16 protein-coding genes and 1 riboswitch are annotated in these 18,549 nt (G+C 69.8%); of the genes, 15 read left to right on the forward strand and 1 reads right to left on the reverse strand.

The window, feature by feature from the left end; translation table 11 throughout:
• Window positions 1-336: 336 nt before the first annotated feature.
• The 13 genes from hpnC to STRTUCAR8_RS19545 all read left to right on the forward strand — a co-directional run bounded on the left by hpnC (window position 337) and on the right by STRTUCAR8_RS19545 (window position 13,987).
• Window positions 337-1,221 (forward strand): squalene synthase HpnC, encoded by an 885-nt coding sequence (gene hpnC / locus STRTUCAR8_RS19490; protein ID WP_006377574.1) that lies wholly within the window; start codon window positions 337-339, stop codon window positions 1,219-1,221.
• The gene (gene hpnD, locus STRTUCAR8_RS19495) at window positions 1,218-2,168 is read left to right on the forward strand and encodes a presqualene diphosphate synthase HpnD (protein ID WP_006377572.1); all 951 of its coding nucleotides are present in this window, start codon (window positions 1,218-1,220) and stop codon (window positions 2,166-2,168) included. The genes hpnC and hpnD overlap by 4 nt, the downstream gene beginning before the upstream one ends.
• On the forward strand, window positions 2,168-2,308 hold the full coding sequence (locus STRTUCAR8_RS55675; protein ID WP_407705417.1) for a DUF6380 family protein: 141 nt from the start codon (window positions 2,168-2,170) through the stop codon (window positions 2,306-2,308). Before hpnD ends, STRTUCAR8_RS55675 begins: the two co-directional genes overlap by 1 nt.
• Window positions 2,305-3,723: a hydroxysqualene dehydroxylase HpnE gene (gene hpnE / locus STRTUCAR8_RS19500; protein WP_006377575.1), complete on the forward strand. Its 1,419-nt coding sequence runs from the start codon at window positions 2,305-2,307 to the stop codon at window positions 3,721-3,723. Before STRTUCAR8_RS55675 ends, hpnE begins: the two co-directional genes overlap by 4 nt.
• A 62-nt stretch (window positions 3,724-3,785) precedes the next feature.
• A complete protein-coding gene (locus tag STRTUCAR8_RS19505; RefSeq protein WP_006377568.1) occupies window positions 3,786-4,853 on the forward strand; it encodes a polyprenyl synthetase family protein in 1,068 nt (355 codons plus the stop codon).
• Between the two features lie 114 nt (window positions 4,854-4,967).
• Complete coding sequence (gene shc / locus STRTUCAR8_RS19510; RefSeq protein ID WP_044472488.1) at window positions 4,968-6,965, forward strand: squalene--hopene cyclase; 1,998 nt, start codon at window positions 4,968-4,970, stop codon at window positions 6,963-6,965.
• Window positions 6,965-7,600, forward strand: a complete 636-nt coding sequence (locus STRTUCAR8_RS19515; RefSeq protein ID WP_006377571.1) for a phosphorylase family protein — start codon at window positions 6,965-6,967, stop codon at window positions 7,598-7,600. The genes shc and STRTUCAR8_RS19515 overlap by 1 nt, the downstream gene beginning before the upstream one ends.
• 5 nt (window positions 7,601-7,605) lie before the next feature.
• The gene (gene hpnH / locus STRTUCAR8_RS19520; protein ID WP_006377566.1) at window positions 7,606-8,628 is read left to right on the forward strand and encodes an adenosyl-hopene transferase HpnH; all 1,023 of its coding nucleotides are present in this window, start codon (window positions 7,606-7,608) and stop codon (window positions 8,626-8,628) included.
• 4 nt (window positions 8,629-8,632) lie between these two features.
• A complete protein-coding gene (gene ispG, locus STRTUCAR8_RS19525; RefSeq protein ID WP_006377577.1) occupies window positions 8,633-9,790 on the forward strand; it encodes a flavodoxin-dependent (E)-4-hydroxy-3-methylbut-2-enyl-diphosphate synthase in 1,158 nt (385 codons plus the stop codon).
• Between the two features lie 42 nt (window positions 9,791-9,832).
• A complete protein-coding gene (gene dxs, locus STRTUCAR8_RS19530; protein WP_006377580.1) occupies window positions 9,833-11,755 on the forward strand; it encodes a 1-deoxy-D-xylulose-5-phosphate synthase in 1,923 nt (640 codons plus the stop codon).
• Window positions 11,752-13,161 (forward strand): aspartate aminotransferase family protein, encoded by a 1,410-nt coding sequence (locus STRTUCAR8_RS19535; RefSeq protein WP_006377579.1) that lies wholly within the window; start codon window positions 11,752-11,754, stop codon window positions 13,159-13,161. Before dxs ends, STRTUCAR8_RS19535 begins: the two co-directional genes overlap by 4 nt.
• A gap of 65 nt (window positions 13,162-13,226) precedes the next feature.
• Entirely contained in the window at window positions 13,227-13,868 is a 642-nt protein-coding gene (locus STRTUCAR8_RS19540; protein ID WP_044472489.1) for a helix-turn-helix domain-containing protein, read from the forward strand.
• A complete protein-coding gene (locus STRTUCAR8_RS19545) occupies window positions 13,865-13,987 on the forward strand; it encodes a DUF6126 family protein (protein ID WP_006377565.1) in 123 nt (40 codons plus the stop codon). Before STRTUCAR8_RS19540 ends, STRTUCAR8_RS19545 begins: the two co-directional genes overlap by 4 nt.
• A 27-nt stretch (window positions 13,988-14,014) precedes the next feature.
• Here the strand turns inward: STRTUCAR8_RS19545 and STRTUCAR8_RS19550 are convergent, their stop codons facing one another.
• Window positions 14,015-14,812, reverse strand: coding sequence for a tyrosine-protein phosphatase (locus STRTUCAR8_RS19550; protein ID WP_006377569.1), 798 nt, complete (start codon window positions 14,810-14,812; stop codon window positions 14,015-14,017).
• 170 nt (window positions 14,813-14,982) lie between these two features.
• On the opposite strand from STRTUCAR8_RS19550, the gene STRTUCAR8_RS19555 reads away from it, so the two are divergent.
• Window positions 14,983-17,073, forward strand: a complete 2,091-nt coding sequence (locus STRTUCAR8_RS19555) for an alpha-galactosidase (RefSeq protein WP_006377567.1) — start codon at window positions 14,983-14,985, stop codon at window positions 17,071-17,073.
• 303 nt (window positions 17,074-17,376) lie between these two features.
• A riboswitch (cyclic di-AMP (ydaO/yuaA leader) is annotated at window positions 17,377-17,536 on the forward strand.
• A 2-nt stretch (window positions 17,537-17,538) separates the two neighbouring features.
• Window positions 17,539-18,516, forward strand: a complete 978-nt coding sequence (locus tag STRTUCAR8_RS19560; RefSeq protein WP_006377578.1) for a M23 family metallopeptidase — start codon at window positions 17,539-17,541, stop codon at window positions 18,514-18,516.
• Window positions 18,517-18,549 lie beyond the last annotated feature (33 nt).

Below are 18,549 nucleotides of genomic sequence, written 5' to 3' on the forward strand. Positions count from 1 at the left end.
CCCCGCGTCTGCAAAGGAAACGTCAACTCCCCGGCACCCTAGGAATCTTGACGCCAATCGGTGTGTTCTTGTGATGCGCCGGACACCCCGACGGACCATGTCGCGTTGTACAACGTAAGCTGTACCAGTGCTGAATCGCGGCAAGTGGGGCGATAACACGCGACACCCGGCATCGGACCGCCGCGTGGAGGGCTGGGCGGCGTGTCCGAAATAGTGCCCATTGGGTCCGCAGTGTAGAACGGGAGATGTGACGGCGATGGCTTCGGAAACTCCCCAGCTCCCCACAGCGTGCGCCGTCCCCGCCCCGGGCAGCGAACGGTGACGGCAACCGGCCCCATGCGGACCGACGATCCGGAGCGCGGCACGCTCGACAAGGCCGCGCACGAGAACTTCCCCGTGGCACCGTTCTTCCTGCCCAGGGCCTGGCGCACCGACCTCATGGCCGTCTACGGCTTCGCCCGCCTGGTCGACGACATCGGCGACGGCGACCTCGCCCCCGGCGGTGCCGACGCCCGCCTGCTGGGAGTGGCCCCCGCGGAGGCCGACGACCGGCTCGTCCTCCTCGACGCGTTCGAGGCCGACCTGCGCAGGGTCTTCGGCGGCACCCCGCGCCACCCTCTGTTGCGCCGGCTGCAGCCGACCGTCCGAGGCCGCTCGCTCACCCCCGAGCCGTTCCTCGGCCTGATCGCCGCCAACCGCCAGGACCAGCTGGTCAAGCGGTACGAGACGTACGACGACCTCCTCGCCTACTGCGAGTTGTCCGCCAACCCTGTCGGCCGCCTCGTCCTCGCCGTCACCGGCACCGCGACGCCCGAGCGGATCCGCCGCTCCGACGCCGTGTGCACCGCCCTCCAGATCGTCGAGCACCTCCAGGACGTCGCCGAGGACCTCGGCCGCGACCGGATCTATCTGCCCGCCCAGGACATGAAGCGCTTCCATGTCCAGGAGGCGGATCTCGCCGCTCCCACCGCGGGCGCGTCTACGCGCGCCCTGATCGCCTACGAGGCGGAACGCGCGCGCCGTCTGCTGAATGAAGGCACCCCCCTCGTGGGTAGCGTCCACGGCAGGCTGAAGCTGCTGCTCGCGGGGTTCGTGGCGGGGGGAAAGGCGGCGATCCACGCGATCGCCGCCGCCGAATACGACGTACTTCCCGGCCCGCCCAAGCCCGGCAGAGTCCAGTTGCTGCGCGAGGTGGGCACAACCCTGCGAGGAGAGGGGTGATCCGGAGCGTGGAGTCGGAACCACACGTGTCCGCACCGGTACTCGCCGCCTACAGCTACTGCGAGTCCATCACCGGGCAGCAGGCCCGCAACTTCGCGTACGGCATCAGACTGCTGCCGACGTCGAAGCGGCGCGCGATGTCGGCCCTGTACGCGTTCTCGCGCCGCGTCGACGACATCGGTGACGGCCCGCTGGCCCCCGAGGTCAAGGCGGCACGGCTGGAGGACACCAGAGCACTGCTCGCCCGGGTGCGCGCGGGCGCGGTCGACGAGGACGACACCGACCCGGTCGCGGTCGCCCTCAGCCACGCGGGAACACACTTCCCCATCCCCCTCGGCGGCCTCGACGAACTCATCGACGGCGTCGTGATGGACGTACACGGCGAGACGTACGAGACCTGGGACGACCTGAAGGTCTACTGCCGCTGTGTGGCCGGGGCCATCGGGCGGCTGTCCCTGGGCGTGTTCGGTACGGAACCGGGCGCGCGCGGCTCGGAACGCGCCTTCGAGTACGCCGACACGCTGGGGCTCGCCCTCCAGCTCACCAACATCCTGCGGGACATCCGCGAGGACGCCGACAGCGGGCGGACCTATCTGCCCGCCGACGACCTCGCCAAGTTCGGCTGCTCGGCCGGGTTCAGCGGTCCGAACCCGCCGGAGGGCTCCGACTTCGCGGGCCTCGTCCACTTCGAAGTACGGCGCGCCCGCACCCTGTTCGCCGAGGGCTACCGCCTGCTGCCCATGCTCGACCGGCGCAGCGGCGCCTGCGTCGCCGCCATGGCCGGCATCTACCGACGGCTCCTCGACCGCATCGAGCGCGAGCCGGAGGCCGTGCTGCGCGGCCGGGTCTCCCTGCCCGGACGCGAGAAGGCGTACGTCGCGGTGCGCGGCCTGTCCGGCCTGGACGCCCGGCATGTGTCCCGGCGGGCCGTCAGGAGGCGGGTCTGATGGACGATGCGGTCCAAGACGACGTGCCCGGGGCGAACCGGCGCGCAACCCTCCGGTCGGGGACGGCGTCCCTGACTTCAACGGCCTGCCGTGCGGCGTTCGTCCGGCGCGACGGGTGTGCAGGGGGGAGTGCGCGATGAGCGAGGGCACGCAGCGCGGGGAACGTCCGGGGCACCACGGTGAGAAGAGCGCCGTGGTGGTCGGCGGCGGGCTGGCGGGTATCACGGCGGCGCTCTCGCTAGCCGACGCCGGTGTCCGCGTCACGCTGCTCGAAGGCCGGCCCCGCCTCGGCGGTCTCGCCTTCTCCTTCCAGCGCGACGGACTGACCGTCGACAACGGCCAGCACGTGTACCTGCGGTGCTGCACCGCCTACCGCTGGTTCCTCGACCGCATCGACGGCGCCGCGCTCGCACCCGTGCAGGCCCGTCTCGACGTACCTGTCGTCGATGTGGCGAAGCCGGCCGGGCGGCGCCTGGGAAGACTCCGGCGCGACGCGCTGCCCGTACCTCTGCATCTCGGGCGCAGCCTGGCGACCTATCCGCATCTCTCGCTCGCCGACCGCGCGGGAGTGGGACGCGCCGCGCTCGCGCTCAAGGCGCTGGACCTCGCCGACCCGGCGCTGGACGCGCAGAACTTCGGCAGCTGGCTGGCCGCGCACGGTCAGTCGCCGCGTGCCGTCGAGGCACTGTGGGACCTGGTGGGGGTCGCCACCCTCAACGCGGTGGCCGGGGACTCGTCCCTGGGGCTCGCCGCGATGGTGTTCAAGACCGGTCTGCTGTCCGACCCGGGCGCGGCCGACATCGGCTGGGCGCGTGTCCCGCTGGGCGAACTGCACGACACTCTGGCCCGCAAGGCGCTCGACTCCGCGGGCGTGCGTACCGAAGTCCGTACACGCGTCACCTCCGTCCGACACCACGAGAACGGCCGCTGGACCGTGTCGGTTCCCGGCGAGACGCTCGACGTGGACGCCGTCGTGCTCGCCGTGGCCCAGCGCGAGGCGCACGATCTGCTGCCGGAGGGCGCGCTGGACGCCCCCGAACGGCTGCTGGAGATCGGCACCGCGCCCATCCTCAACGTGCATGTGGTGTACGACCGGAAGGTGCTGAACACGCCGTTCGTCGCGGCGCTCGGCAGCCCGGTCCAGTGGGTCTTCGACCGGACCGAGGCGTCCGGACTCGGTGGCGACGGCCAGTATCTGGCGCTGTCGCAGTCGGCCGCGCACGACGAGATCGACGAGCCCGTGGCGGCGCTGCGCGAGCGGTATCTGCCGGAGCTGGAGCGGCTGTTGCCCCGCGCGCGGGGCGCCGGAGTACGGGACTTCTTCGTCACCCGGGAGCGGACAGCGACGTTCGCCCCCACCCCGGGCGTCGGCCGGCTGCGGCCGGGCGCCCGCACGAACGCCGCCGGCCTCTACCTGGCCGGCTCGTGGACCGCCACCGGGTGGCCCGCGACCATGGAGAGTGCGGTCCGCAGCGGAGTCGGCGCGGCCGGTGCCGCGCTGAGTGCCCTGGGCCGGCCTCGCCACCATCTCTTCGATGTCGAGGAGGCGGCCTGATGCTCGATCATCAGCACACGGCAGGTCCCCGCACCCCCAGCACCGAAACAAGAGGAGAGACCGTGCCCACTGTGCCCCCGGCCCCGAAAGCCGCCGACGCCGTGGATGTGGCCGTGCTTCTGGAGCGCGGCCGGACCCTGGCCACCCCGGTACTGCGGGCGGCGATCAACCGTCTCGCGGCACCCATGGACACCGTCTCCGCCTACCACTTCGGCTGGATCGACGCCCAGGGCAGGCCCGCGGACGGCGACGGCGGCAAGGCCGTACGTCCCGCGCTCGCCGTGCTGTCCGCCGAGGTCACCGGCGCCGGCCCCGAGGTCGGCATCCCCGGCGCGGTCGCCGTCGAACTCGTGCACAACTTCTCGCTGCTGCACGACGACCTGATGGACGGCGACGAACAGCGCCGTCACCGCGACACCGTCTGGAAGGTGCACGGTCCCGCCCAGGCCATCCTGGTCGGCGACGCCCTGTTCGCGCTGGCCAACGAGATCCTCCTGGAACTCGGCACCGTCGAGGCCGGCCGCGCCACCCGCCGTCTGACCACGGCGACCCGGGCCCTCATCGACGGCCAGGCGCAGGACATCTCCTACGAGCACCGCGACCGTGTGAGCGTCGAGGAGTGCCTGGAGATGGAGGGCAACAAGACCGGCGCCCTGCTCGCCTGCGCCAGCTCCATCGGCGCGGTCCTCGGCGGCGCGGACGAGCGCACCGCCGACACCCTGGAGAAGTACGGCTACCACCTCGGCCTGGCCTTCCAGGCCGTCGACGACCTCCTCGGCATCTGGGGCGACCCGGAGGCCACCGGCAAGCAGACGTGGAGCGATCTGCGTCAGCGCAAGAAGTCCCTGCCCGTCGTCGCCGCCCTCGCCGCGAGCGGCCCGGCCGCGGAGCGGCTCGGTGAACTCCTCGCCGCCGACGCGAAGAGCAGCGACTTCGAGAACTTCTCCGAGGAGGAGTTCGCCGCCCGCGCCGCCCTGATCGAGCAGGCGGGCGGCCGGGAATGGACCGCCGGGGAGGCGCGCCGGCAGCACACCATCGCTGTCGACGCACTCAGCGCCATCGACATGCCCGACCGGGTGCGCGCGCAGTTCACGGCGCTCGCCGACTTCGTCGTCGTACGAAAGAGATGATCACTATCGGTCGAATAAGCCTCGCGTAGTCGCCGGCCGGCGTCGCGTTCAGTGGCGCACCGGCCGACGGCGGACCCAATCAGCAGAGACATGCCACTGCACGAAGGGGAAGCCATGACAGCGACGACCGACGGAAGCACCGGGGCCCTCCCGCCTCGCGCTGCCTCGGCCAGCGAAACCGAAACCGACACCAACACCCCAGTGGCGGCAGGGGTTCAGGATGCCGCCGAGCGTGCCATGAGGCGCGCCACGGATTCCCTGCTCGCGCGGCAGGACTCCCAGGGCTGGTGGAAGGGCGACCTGGAGACCAACGTCTCCATGGACGCCGAGGACCTGCTGCTCCGTCAGTTCCTGGGCATCCGCGACGAACAGACAACCCAGGCAGCCGCGTTGTTCATCCGCGGCGAGCAGCGCGATGACGGCACCTGGGCAACCTTCCACGGCGGACCCGCCGACCTCTCCGCCACCGTCGAGGCGTACGTCGCCCTGCGGCTGGCCGGAGACGAACCCGAAGCGCCGCACATGGCGAGGGCGTCCGCCTGGATCCGCGACCGGGGAGGCATCGCCGCCGCCCGGGTCTTCACCCGGATCTGGCTGGCCCTGTTCGGCTGGTGGAAGTGGGACGACCTTCCCGAACTCCCGCCGGAACTCATCTACTTCCCGAAGTGGATGCCGCTCAACATCTACGACTTCGGCTGCTGGGCCCGGCAGACCATCGTGCCGCTCACCATCGTCAGCGCGAAGCGCCCGGTCCGCCCGGCGCCCTTCCCGCTGGAGGAGCTGCACACCGACCCCGACCTGCCGAATCCGGGCAAGTCCCTTGCCCCGTTGGCAAGTTGGGACGGCGCGTTCCAGCGTCTCGACAAGGTTCTGCACGGCTATCGCAAGGTCGCGGTACGCAGACTGCGCAAGGCCGCCATGAACGCCGCCGCCCGCTGGATCATCGAGCGACAGGAGAACGACGGCTGCTGGGGGGGCATCCAGCCGCCCGCCGTCTACTCGGTGATCGCCCTGCACCTGCTCGGCTACGACCTCGAACACCCGGTCATGCGGGCGGGGTTGGACTCCCTGGACCGCTTCACGGTGTGGCGCGAGGACGGCGCCCGGATGATCGAGGCCTGCCAGTCGCCGGTGTGGGACACCTGCCTCGCCGTCATCGCCCTCGCCGACGCGGGCCTGCCCGCCGACCACCCCCAACTGGTCAAGGCAGCCGACTGGATGCTGGGCGAGCAGGTGGTCCGGCCCGGCGACTGGTCCGTACGCCGGCCCGAACTGCCACCGGGGGGCTGGGCGTTCGAGTTCCACAACGACAACTACCCCGACATCGACGACACCGCCGAGGTCGTCCTCGCCCTCCGCCGGGTCCGGCACCACGATCCGGAGCGGGTGGAGAAGGCCATCGGACGCGGGGTCCGCTGGAACCTCGGCATGCAGTCGAAGAACGGCGCCTGGGGCGCCTTCGACGTGGACAACACCAGCACGCTCCCCAACAAGCTGCCGTTCTGCGACTTCGGGGAGGTCATCGACCCGCCGTCCGCCGACGTCACCGCGCATGTCGTGGAGATGCTCGCCGTCGAGGGCATGTCCCACGATCCGCGCACCCGGCGCGGCATCGAGTGGCTGCTCGCCGAACAGGAGCCGAACGGTGCGTGGTTCGGCCGCTGGGGCGTCAACTACGTCTACGGCACCGGCTCGGTGGTGCCCGCGCTGACCGCCGCCGGCCTGACGGCCGCGCACCCGGCGATCCGGCGCGCGGTGGGCTGGCTGGAGAAGGTCCAGAACGACGACGGAGGCTGGGGCGAGGACCTGCGCTCCTACCAGGACAGTGCGGGCTGGAGCGGCCGGGGTGCCTCGACCCCCTCCCAGACGGCCTGGGCCCTGCTCGCCCTGCTGGCCGCCGGGGAGCACGACTCGAAAGCCGTCGAGCGCGGTGTCGAGTGGCTCGCCGCGAACCAGCTGCCGGACGGCTCCTGGGACGAGCCGTACTTCACCGGCACCGGCTTCCCCTGGGACTTCTCCATCAACTACCACCTCTACCGTCTGGTCTTCCCGCTCACCGCCCTCGGCCGGTACGTCCACGGAGAGCCCTTCGCCGACGTCAAGGGGGGCTGATGGACCGTCAGCCCGAGCCGGCCCCGCTGCTGATCGCCTGTGCGCTCGGTATCGAACGGCTCGCCCTGCGCCGGGGCGGACACGGCGACGGACCCGTCACCGTGCTGCGTACGGGAATGGGACCCGAGGCGGCCTCGGCGGCCGTCACCCGGGCCCTGGCCGACCCGGCGCTGCGCGACGCCGTCGTGCTGGCCACCGGATTCTGCGCGGGGCTCGCCCCAGGTATGCACCCCGGTGACCTGGTGGTCGCCGAGGAGACCCGGGGTCCGGAGGGCGCCACACCCTGTGTCGGCACCGAACTGCTCGTCAAGGAACTGGTGCGCGCCGTACCCGGGCGGACGGTGCACACCGGCCCGCTCACCGGCTCCGATCACGTCGTGCGCGGTCACGAACGGTCCCAGCTGCTCGCGACCGGCGCGATCGCGGTCGACATGGAGTCGGCGGCCACGCTCCACAGCGCCGTGCGCACGGGCGTGCGCCCCGTTGCGGCCGTACGGGTGGTCGTGGACGCTCCAGAACATGAACTCGTCCGGATCGGAACGCTTCGCGGTGGAATATCGGCTTTCCGCGTCCTTCGTTCGGTCCTTCCCGCTTTTGTCGAATGGCACCGTTCCTTGCTGCTCCCCAGGAGGTGAGTCAGATGGCCATGCCGCTCCGCCAGACCATCAAGATCGCTACATATTTGGCTGAACAGAAGATCCGCAAGCGGGACAAGTTCCCGCTGATCGTCGAACTCGAACCGCTCTACGCCTGCAACCTGGCGTGCGAGGGCTGCGGCAAGATCCAGCACCCGGCCGGTGTGCTCAAGCAGCGCATGCCGGTCGCTCAGGCCGTCGGGGCGGTGCTCGAATCCGGGGCCCCGATGGTGTCCATCGCGGGCGGAGAGCCTCTGATGCATCCGCATATCGACGAGATCGTGCGGCAGTTGGTGGCGAGGAAGAAGTACGTCTTCCTCTGCACCAATGCCGTACTGCTCCGCAAGAAGATGGACAAGTTCACGCCCTCGCCGTACTTCGCGTTCGCCGTGCACATCGACGGCCTGCGGGAGCGGCACGACGAGTCCGTCGCGAAGGAGGGGGTGTTCGACGAGGCGGTGGCCGCCATCAAGGAGGCCAAGAAGCGCGGTTTCCGCGTCACCACCAACTCGACCTTCTTCAACACCGACACCCCGCAGACCATCATCGAGGTGCTCAACTTCCTCAACGACGACCTCCAGGTCGACGAGATGATGATCTCGCCCGCCTACGCCTACGAGAAGGCACCCGACCAGGAGCACTTCCTCGGCGTCGAGCAGACCCGCGAGCTGTTCAAGAAGGCTTTCGGCGGCGGCAACCGGCGACGCTGGCGGCTCAACCACTCCCCGCTCTTCCTGGACTTCCTGGAGGGCAAGGTCGACTTTCCGTGCACGGCGTGGGCGATCCCCAACTACTCGCTGTTCGGCTGGCAGAAGCCCTGCTACCTGATGAGCGACGGGTACGTGACGACGTACAAGGACCTCATCGAGAAGACCGACTGGGACTCCTACGGCCGCGGCAAGGACGACCGGTGCGCCAACTGCATGGCGCACTGCGGCTACGAGCCGACGGCCGTCATGGCCACCATGGGTTCCCTGAAGGAGTCCCTGCGCGCCATGCGCGAGACCGTTTCCGGAAACAGGGAGTGACGTCGTGACCGCCGTCTCCTTGGGCGTTCCCGAGGTACCGGTCCGTCCGATCGCCGATCGCCGGGTCTCCCGGCGGATCGAGGTCGGGCCGGTGGCGGTCGGGGGCGGGGCCCCCGTGTCGGTGCAGTCGATGACGACGACGCGTACGTCGGACATCGGCGCCACCCTCCAGCAGATCGCCGAACTCACGGCGTCCGGCTGCCAGATCGTCCGCGTCGCCTGCCCCACGCAGGACGACGCGGACGCGCTGGCGACCATCGCGCGCAAGTCGCAGATCCCGGTGATCGCCGACATCCACTTCCAGCCGAAGTACGTGTTCGCCGCGATCGACGCGGGCTGCGCCGCAGTCCGCGTCAACCCCGGCAACATCAAGCAGTTCGACGACAAGGTGAAGGAGATCGCCCGCGCCGCCAAGGAGCACGGCACGCCGATCCGGATCGGGGTCAACGCCGGTTCGCTGGACCGGAGGCTGCTCCAGAAGTACGGGAAGGCGACGCCGGAGGCGCTCGTCGAGTCGGCGCTGTGGGAGGCGTCGCTCTTCGAGGAGCACGACTTCCGGGACATCAAGATCTCCGTCAAGCACAACGACCCGGTGATCATGGTCAACGCCTACCGGCTGCTCGCCGAACGGTGCGACTACCCGCTCCACCTGGGCGTCACCGAGGCCGGTCCCGCCTTCCAGGGGACCATCAAGTCCGCTGTCGCCTTCGGGGCGTTGCTGAGTGAGGGCATCGGGGACACCATCCGCGTCTCGCTGTCGGCGCCGCCGGTCGAGGAGGTCAAGGTCGGCATCCAGATCCTGGAGTCGCTGAACCTGCGGCAACGGCGGCTGGAGATCGTGTCATGCCCGTCCTGTGGGCGGGCCCAGGTCGACGTCTACAAGCTCGCCGACCAGGTCACGGCCGGTCTTGAGGGCATGGAGGTGCCCTTGCGCGTCGCGGTCATGGGCTGCGTCGTCAACGGCCCCGGCGAGGCGCGGGAAGCCGACCTCGGGGTCGCCTCCGGCAACGGCAAGGGGCAGATCTTCGTGAAGGGCGAGGTCATCAAGACCGTGCCCGAGTCGAAGATCGTCGAGACCCTGATCGAGGAGGCGATGAAGATCGCCGAACAGATGGAGCAGGACGGCGTCGCGTCGGGGGAACCGGCGGTCACCGTGAGCTGAACAGCACGGCCTGAAGCGTACGGAAGAGAAGGGGGCCCGAGCGTGACGATTCTGGAGAACATCCGGGGACCACGCGACCTGAAGGCGCTGTCCGAGGCGGAACTCGGTGAACTGTCCGACGAGATACGCGAGTTCCTGGTGCACGCGGTCGCCAGGACCGGCGGCCATCTCGGGCCCAACCTGGGAGTGGTGGAACTCACCGTCGCGCTCCACCGGGTCTTCGAGTCACCGGTCGACCGCATCCTGTGGGACACCGGCCATCAGAGCTACGTCCACAAACTTCTGACAGGGCGTCAGGACTTCTCCAAGCTGCGGGGCAAGGGCGGTCTGTCCGGCTATCCCTCCCGTGCGGAGTCCGAGCACGACGTCATCGAGAACAGCCACGCGTCCACCGCGCTCGGCTGGGCCGACGGGCTCGCCAAGGCCCGCCAGGTGCAGGGTGAGCAGGGGCATGTCGTCGCGGTCATCGGGGACGGCGCGCTCACCGGCGGGATGGCCTGGGAGGCGCTCAACAACATCGCGGCGGCCAAGGACCGGCCCCTGATCATCGTCGTCAACGACAACGAACGCTCCTACTCACCCACCATCGGCGGCCTCGCCAACCACCTCGCGACCCTGCGCACGACGGACAGCTACGAGCAGGTGCTGGCCTGGGGCAAGGACGTGCTGCTGCGCACCCCTGTCATCGGCAACACCCTCTACGAGTCGCTGCACGGCGCGAAGAAGGGGTTCAAGGACGCGTTCAATCCGCAGGGCATGTTCGAGGACCTGGGGCTGAAGTACGTCGGCCCGATCGACGGGCACGACATCGGGGCGGTGGAGTCCGCGCTGCGGCGCGCGAAGCGGTTCCACGGGCCCGTTCTCGTCCACTGCCTTACGGAGAAGGGGCGCGGCTACGAGCCCGCGCGCTCGCACGAGGAGGACCACTTCCACACCGTCGGGGTGATGGACCCGCTCACCTGCGAACCGCTCGCGCCTTCCAACGGGCCTTCCTGGACGTCGGTTTTCGGCGACGAGATCGTCCGGATCGGGGAGGAGCGGGACGACGTCGTCGCCATCACGGCGGCCATGCTGCATCCCGTGGGCCTCGGTAAATTCGCCGAGCGGTTCCCCGACCGGGTGTGGGACGTCGGGATCGCCGAGCAGCACGCGGCGGTGTCTGCGGCGGGCCTCGCCACCGGCGGTCTGCATCCTGTCGTCGCCGTGTACGCCACCTTCCTCAACCGTGCCTTCGACCAGCTGCTGATGGACGTCGCGCTGCACCGGTGCGGGGTGACGTTCGTGCTGGACCGTGCCGGCGTCACGGGGGTCGACGGGGCCTCGCACAACGGTATGTGGGACCTGTCCATCCTCCAGGTCGTGCCCGGCCTGAGAATCGCCGCGCCGCGTGACGCCGACCAGCTCCGCGCCCAGTTGCGGGAGGCGGTGGCCGTCGACGACGCGCCTACGCTCATCCGGTTCCCCAAGGAGTCGGTGGGGCCGGCGGTCGAGGCGGTCGGCCATGTGGGCGGGATGCATGTGCTGCACCGGTCCGGGGAGCCGGCCGACGTGCTGCTCGTGGCCGTAGGCGTGATGGCCCCGGTGTGCCTGCAGGCCGCCGACCTGCTGGCCGCGCGCGGCATCAAGTGCACGGTCGTGGACCCGCGTTGGGTCAAGCCCGTCGACCCTGCGTTGCCGGGCCTGGCCGCCGAGCACCGCATGGTGGCCGTCGTCGAGGACAACAGCCGCGCCTCCGGGGTCGGGGCCGCCGTGGCGCTGGCACTCGGTGACGCCGAAGTCGACGTGCCCGTACGGCGGTTCGGCATACCGGAGCAGTTCCTCGCGCACGGCAAGCGGGGCGAGCTGCTCGCCGACATCGGTCTCACGCCCGTCGAGATCGCCGGACGCATCGGCGCCGGGCTGGCCGCCAAGGAAGAACGGTCCCAGGGGAAGCACAAGGGGAAGGCCAAGGAGAAACAGGAATGACAACCGCTGAACCCGGTTCCCCGGCGGGGGAGTTCGACCTCGGCGCGCTGCTCGCCGAGCGCGGTGCCGAACGCTACGAGCTGCACACCAGGCATCTCAACCACCAGCTCCCGCGCATGCTGCACACCATCGGCTTCGACAAGGTCTACGAGCGGGCCGAGGGCGCGTACTTCTGGGACGCCGACGGCAACGACTACCTCGACATGCTCGCCGGGTTCGGAGTGATGGGCCTCGGCCGCCATCACCCCGTCGTCCGCAAGGCGCTGCACGACGTCCTCGACGCCCGGCTCGCCGACCTCACCCGCTTCGACTGCCCGCCGCTGCCCGGGCTGCTCGCCGAGCGGCTCCTCACCCACAGTCCCCACCTGGACCGGGTGTTCTTCGGCAACAGTGGCACGGAGGCGGTGGAGACCGCGCTCAAGTTCGCCCGGTACGCCACCGGGAAGCCGCGCGTCCTGTACTGCGCGCACGCCTTCCACGGCCTGACCACCGGCTCCCTCTCCGTCAACGGCGAGGCCGGCTTCCGGGACGGCTTCGCCCCGCTGCTGCCCGACACCGCCGTCCCCCTCGGTGATCTCGACGCCCTGGCACGGGAGTTGAAGAAGGGCGACGTGGCCGCCCTGATCGTCGAGCCGATCCAGGGCAAGGGCGTGCACGCGGCTCCAACCGGGTATCTGCGTGCTGCCCAGGAGCTGCTGCACAGGCACAAAGGACTGCTCATCGCGGACGAGGTGCAGACCGGGCTCGGGCGGACCGGCGACTTCTACGCCTACCAGCACGAGGACGGGGTCGAGCCGGACCTGGTGTGCGTGGCGAAGGCGCTGTCCGGCGGATATGTGCCCGTGGGCGCCACGATCGGCAAGGAGTGGATCTTCAAGAAGGTCTACTCGTCGATCGACCGCGTCCTCGTGCACTCGGCCAGTTTCGGAGGCAACGCCCAGGCCATGGCGGCGGGCCTCGCCGTGCTGTCGGTCATGGAGAACGAGCAGATCGTCGCGGGCGCCCGGGCGACGGGGGAGCTGTTGAAGTCCCGGCTGGCGGCGCTGGTCGACAAGTACGAGCTGCTGGCCGACGTACGCGGCCGGGGCCTGATGATCGGCATCGAGTTCGGGAAGCCCAAGTCGCTGAAGCTGCGCAGCCGTTGGACGATGCTGCAGGCCGCACGCAAGGGGCTGTTCGCCCAGATGGTCGTCGTGCCGCTGCTGCAACGCCACCGGATCCTGACCCAGGTCTCCGGCGATCACCTGGAGGTGATCAAACTGATTCCGCCGCTGGTCGTCGGCGAGAGCGAGGTGGACCGCTTCGTGGACGCCTTCACCGCCGTGATGGACGACGCGCACAGCGGGAGCGGGCTGATGTGGGACTTCGGAAAGACGCTGGTCAAGCAGGCCGTGGCCAACAGGTAGGCGCACTTTTTGCCTCTGGGGCAACAAATTTGCCTCAGAGGTAAGGGTGCGGCTGAATGGAGGGCATGAGCCTTCCCGAAGCCGAAACCCCGCGGACGCCCGGGGCTGCCGCCGAGCCGGTCGAGGATCTACCCATTCTCGCACCGCGACTGCGTGTGCTGCGCCGCCGGGCCTCTCTCACCCTGGAGGCCGCGGCCAGGGCCGCCGGACTGTCGCCGGCCCACCTCTCGCGCCTGGAGACCGGGCAGCGCCAGCCGTCCCTGCCGGTGCTGCTGGGGCTCGCCCGTATCTACGGCACGACGGTCTCCGAACTGCTCGGCGAGACCGTCGCCGACCGGGACGCCATCGTGCGTGCCGCGGACATGGAGCCGACGGCCGCGGGCGGCTGGTCCTACTGGCAGGCCGGTGCGTCCGGACGCGGAATGCAGGCCCTGCGCGTCCATGTGCCGCACGGGGCGCAGGGCGACATCGTGCGTGTCCATCCCGGTGAGGAATGGCTGTACGTCCTCACGGGGCGGCTGCGGCTGAGCCTCGGCGACACCACGCACGTCCTCGCGTCCGGCGACAGCGCGCACTTCGACTCGCTGACCCCGCACCGCCTCGCCGCCGACGGCCGGGACGGCACCGACCTGCTCTTCGTCCACACCCTGCTGCAGAGCCCCACCGCCGGCCTCTGCATCGGCCCTACCACTGGAGTGACGCCATGACGGACATGGAGGAGAAGTTCCCCCGGGCCCTGTGGGTCCGGCTGATCATCTACATCGCGGTCGGACACCTCTTCGCCGGCTTCATCTACCTGCTGTTCGAGGTGGGCGCGAAGCAGTGACGGGCGACGAGGGGGGCGGGGAGCAGGTCAGTCGAGGAACCGCTCCCGCAGCCGCTCCCGCGTCTCGGGGGTGACGCCCAGCCCCTGCTCCAGGTAGCTGTCGACGTCGCCCCAGGTCTCCTCGACCATCTTCATGGCCGCCGTCAGATACTCGGGGCGGGTGCCGAAGAGCGGGTTGAGGAGTTCCAGGACCTCAGGGGTGTAAGCCTTGTCCGCGGAGCCGTTGCGGCGCACCTTGTAGCGGCGGTGCTGCGCGTTCGACTCCATGTAGTCGGCCACGATGGCGTCGCGCTCCACCCCGATGGCGAGCAGTGTCACCGCGATGGACAGGCCCGCACGGTCCTTGCCGGCCGCACAGTGCATCAGCGCCGGGACACTGTCCTCGGCGAGCGCGTGGAGCATCCGGGAGTGCTCGGCCGTGCGGTCCCTGACGATCTCGCGATAGGAGTTGATCATCCGCTGCTCGCCCTTGCCGTCGGCCAGCAGGCCGCGCAGCTCGTCCAGATCGCCGTCCCGGACCATCTTCCAGAACTCCGCGCCGTCCGCCGGGTCGGACAGCGGGATGTTCAGGTTCCGCACGCCCGGCAGCGCGATGTCGTGACCTTCCAGCCCGATGTCCGCCGCGTTGCGGAAGTCGAAGATGGTGTGCAGCCCGAGGGAGCCGAGAAACACCGCGTCCTCATCGGTCGCGTGCGCGAGATGACCGCTGCGGAACAGCCGTCCGTGCGCCACGCGCCGACCGTCCACCGTCGGCATCCCGCCCACGTCACGGAAGTTTCGTACGCCGCCCAGCTCGGGCTCGGTCGACGGGACCTGCTGCGTCACGAGGGCTCCCCTCCCACACCGCCCCGCGGACGCTGCTCGTCGGCGGGCACGCTTCGACGATACGACATGGGTGAGCAGGCCAATGAGTTTTCCACAGGCGTTGCCGTCGGCCGCCGTGGCACTGATGATGTTGATGCTTGAGCGTGCCTGTTCGGATCTGTGGGGACATGATGCTGGAAATTGCCGGAACCGGTCGTACGTGGCTTCTCTCGGGGCCAACGAGCAGCTACGCCGTCCATCTCACCGAGGACGACGAACTGCTCCATCTGCACTGGGGCCCGCGGATCGCCCTCGCGGACGCCGAGGCGCTCGCCGTCCGTCCGCTGCCGGACTACTGGCCCTTCGAGGCCCCGCTCGACGGTCACGAGGAGTACCCGGTCGAGGGCGGCCCCCGCTTCGTACGGCCCGCGCTGTCCGTGCGCGGCGACGAGCGCCGGGGCACCGAGTGGCGCTTCGAGGCGTACGAGACCGAGGGCGACGACGGCGACGAACTGCGGCTGCGGTTCCGTGACGCGGGGCTGGCGATCACGCTCCACTACCGGATGCGCCACGACGTGGTGGAGCGCTGGGTGACCCTCGCCCATGACATGCCCGAGGGAACCGGCCCGCTGGAGCTGCTCCGCGCGGACTCCGCCACCTGGACGCTTCCCGAGCGCGACGGCTGGCGCCTCTCCCAGCTCCATGGACGCTGGGCCGCCGAGTCCCGCCTCGTGCGGACGGACCTCACCTACGGTGAGAAGGTCATCGGCAGCAGGCGCGGCCACACGGGGCACCAGCACCTGCCCTGGGCGGCGCTCGACACCGACGCGACCGAGGAGCACGGCGAGGTGTACGCGTGCGCGCTCGGCTGGTCCGGCTCCTGGCGGATCGCCGTCGCTCAGCTGCCCGACGCGCGCGTGCAGATCACCGGCGGCGCCGGATACGACGACTCGGGCCTGCTGCGCCTGGCGGCGGGCGAGTCCTTCACCACGCCCGTCTTCGCGGGGCTGTGGACCGACTCGGGGCACGGCGGGGCGAGCCGGGCGTGGCACACGTACCAGCGCGCGTTCGTCGTCCCCGACGCTGACCGGGACCGGCCCGTGCTCTACAACTCCTGGGAGGCCACGGAGTTCGACATCTCCGAGGAGCAGCAGGGGACCCTGGCCCGGCGGGCCGCCGCGATGGGCGTCGAGCTGTTCGTCGTGGACGACGGCTGGTTCGGGGCCCGCACCAGCGACCGGGCGGGACTCGGTGACTGGACGCCGAACCCGGACCGCTTCCCGTCGGGGGTGAAGCCACTCGCCGAGTACGTGCACGCCCTGGGGATGCAGTTCGGCATCTGGGTCGAGCCGGAGATGGTCAACCCGGACAGCGACCTGTACCGCGCGCACCCCGACTGGGTGCAGTTCCAGTCGGGACGAAAGCGGACGGAGTTCCGCAATCAGCTCGTCCTGAACCTCGCGCGCGAGGATGTCCGCGAGTATCTCTGGGAGCAGCTCGACGGGCTGCTCTCCAGCGCCCCGATCGACTATGTGAAGTGGGACTTCAACCGCTGTTTCACCGACGCCGGCTGGCCGGGTGAGGACTACCCTCAGCGTCTGTGGGTCGACCATGTGCACGGGCTGTACGCCCTGCTGGACCGGCTGCGGGAGGCGCACCCCGGCGTCGCCTTCGAGTCCTGCTCGGGTGGCGGTGGCCGGATCGACCTCGGTGTCCTCGCCCGCACGGACCAGGTGTGGACCTCCGACAACACCGACCCGCTTGACCGCCTCGCCATCCAGGAGGGTTTCAGTCAGATCCATCCGGCGCGGGTCATGGCCGCCTGGGTCACGGACAGTCCGAACACCCAGCTCAACGGCCGGGTCAGCTCCCTGCGGTTCCGGTTCGTCAGTGCCATGGCCGGGGTGCTCGGCGTCGGCGGCGACCTCACCCGATGGACGGAGGAGGAACTGGCCGAGGCCGGAGAGTGGGTGGGGCTCTACAAGGAGATCCGGCCCGTCGTGCAGCGCGGCGACCTCTACCGGCTGCGGCGGCCGACCGGTGGACTGAGTGCGGTGCAGTACGTGTTCGGGGACGAGACCGTCGTCCTCGCCTGGCTCCAGGCGCAGCACCACGGTGAGCCGCTCCCGGCGCTGCGGCTGCGCGGACTCGACCCGTCGGCGATGTACGAATGCCGCGAAACGGGCGAAGTTCATCGAGGGGCCGTGCTGTTGCATCGCGGCCTGCGAACCGGACTGAAGGGTGACCTTGATGCGGCAGTTTTCCGACTGCGTCGCATCTGATGCTTCTGTCCGTTATCGCACCTTAATTCCAACTCGCCGGGAAATGGGGGTTGCTGTGAATCGGGTGCGTGAGCAGCGTCATATTCGTGACGGTGTGTCGCCGTCATGTTCACGTAATTTCGGCGTGATTAAAGGAAGTTCAAGGGGCTGAAAGATCCGGAATTCACGGACAGTGACCGGGAATTCCGGGGAGGATCACAGGAAACCCGTACACAGGGAACCTGAGGCTTGTTTCCGTGCGTCTTGGTCGCTTACGTTCGCCACCAATCCGGACGGACGCCCAATCCTGCCGCCGCCCGGACCCCCCATCGAACACCCGAGTACGGCAGGAGCGGGGGACCCACAGGCAGAACGCCTGTTCCGGTCTCTGGAACAGGCTTGGGGTTAAGTCACGTTCAGGCGTGGCCGGACATCTCCAGTCCGCACCCGACAGCTCACCTCGCAGGCGACGGAGAGGAATTCGTCATGCCCGCGAAGGGTAAGCACCGCCGTCCGAAGTCCCAGCGATTCACTCGCTCGATAGCCGCCGCCGGAACCGGCGGAGCGGCTCTCGCCCTGCCGTTGCTGGGAGCCACCGGCGCCCACGCGGCCACGGCGGAGTCCACGACTCAGGCTGTTCAGTCGCTTTCGGAATCGGCCAAGTCCGTAACGGTGGATTCCGTCTCCGCGAAGACGGCAAAGACCGAAAAGGCTGCCGCAGCGAAGAAGTCGGGTGTCAGGACCTACGCGGTCCAGGCCGGCGACTACCTCTCGAAGATCGCCCAGGAGCAGAGCGTCAGCGGTGGCTGGCAGAAGCTCTACTCGGACAACCGGACCGCCATCGGCGCCGATCCGAGCCTGATCCACCCCGGTCTGAAGCTGACGATCGGCAAGAAGGCGGCGTCGACCTCTTCGTCCTCCTCGTCTTCCGTGGAGCCCTCGTCCTCCTCGAAGGCCACGCGGAAGGCGGAGTCCAAGCCTGCCGCCGAGAGCGCGACTGCCGAGACCTCCACGACGACCGAGGCCGCCGACACCAGCAGCTCCAGCAGTGCCAGCGGCTTCACCCTCCCCGTGACCGGCGCCACCATCGGCACCGGTTACCGGGTGGCGGGCAGCATGTGGTCCAGCGGCTACCACACGGGCGTCGACTTCGTCGTCCCCACCGGCACCTCCCTCAAGGCGGTCGGCGCCGGCACCGTCGTCTCCGCCGGCTGGGGCGGTGCGTACGGCAACCAGGTCGTCATCAAGCTCGCCGACGGCTACTACGCCCAGTACGCCCACCTCTCCCAGCTCTCCGTCTCGGCCGGCCAGGCCGTGAGCGAGGGGCAGCAGGTCGGTCTCTCCGGCGCCACGGGCAACGTGACCGGACCGCACCTGCACTTCGAGATCCGCACCACTCCGGACTACGGCTCCGACATCGACCCGGTCGGGTACCTCCGCTCGAAGGGTGTCGCCGTCGGCTGACGCGCACCACCCGCAAGGGCGTCCAGCACGTAC

It is taken from the genome of Streptomyces turgidiscabies Car8 (genome assembly GCF_000331005.1).
Classification (GTDB): domain Bacteria; phylum Actinomycetota; class Actinomycetes; order Streptomycetales; family Streptomycetaceae; genus Streptomyces; species Streptomyces turgidiscabies.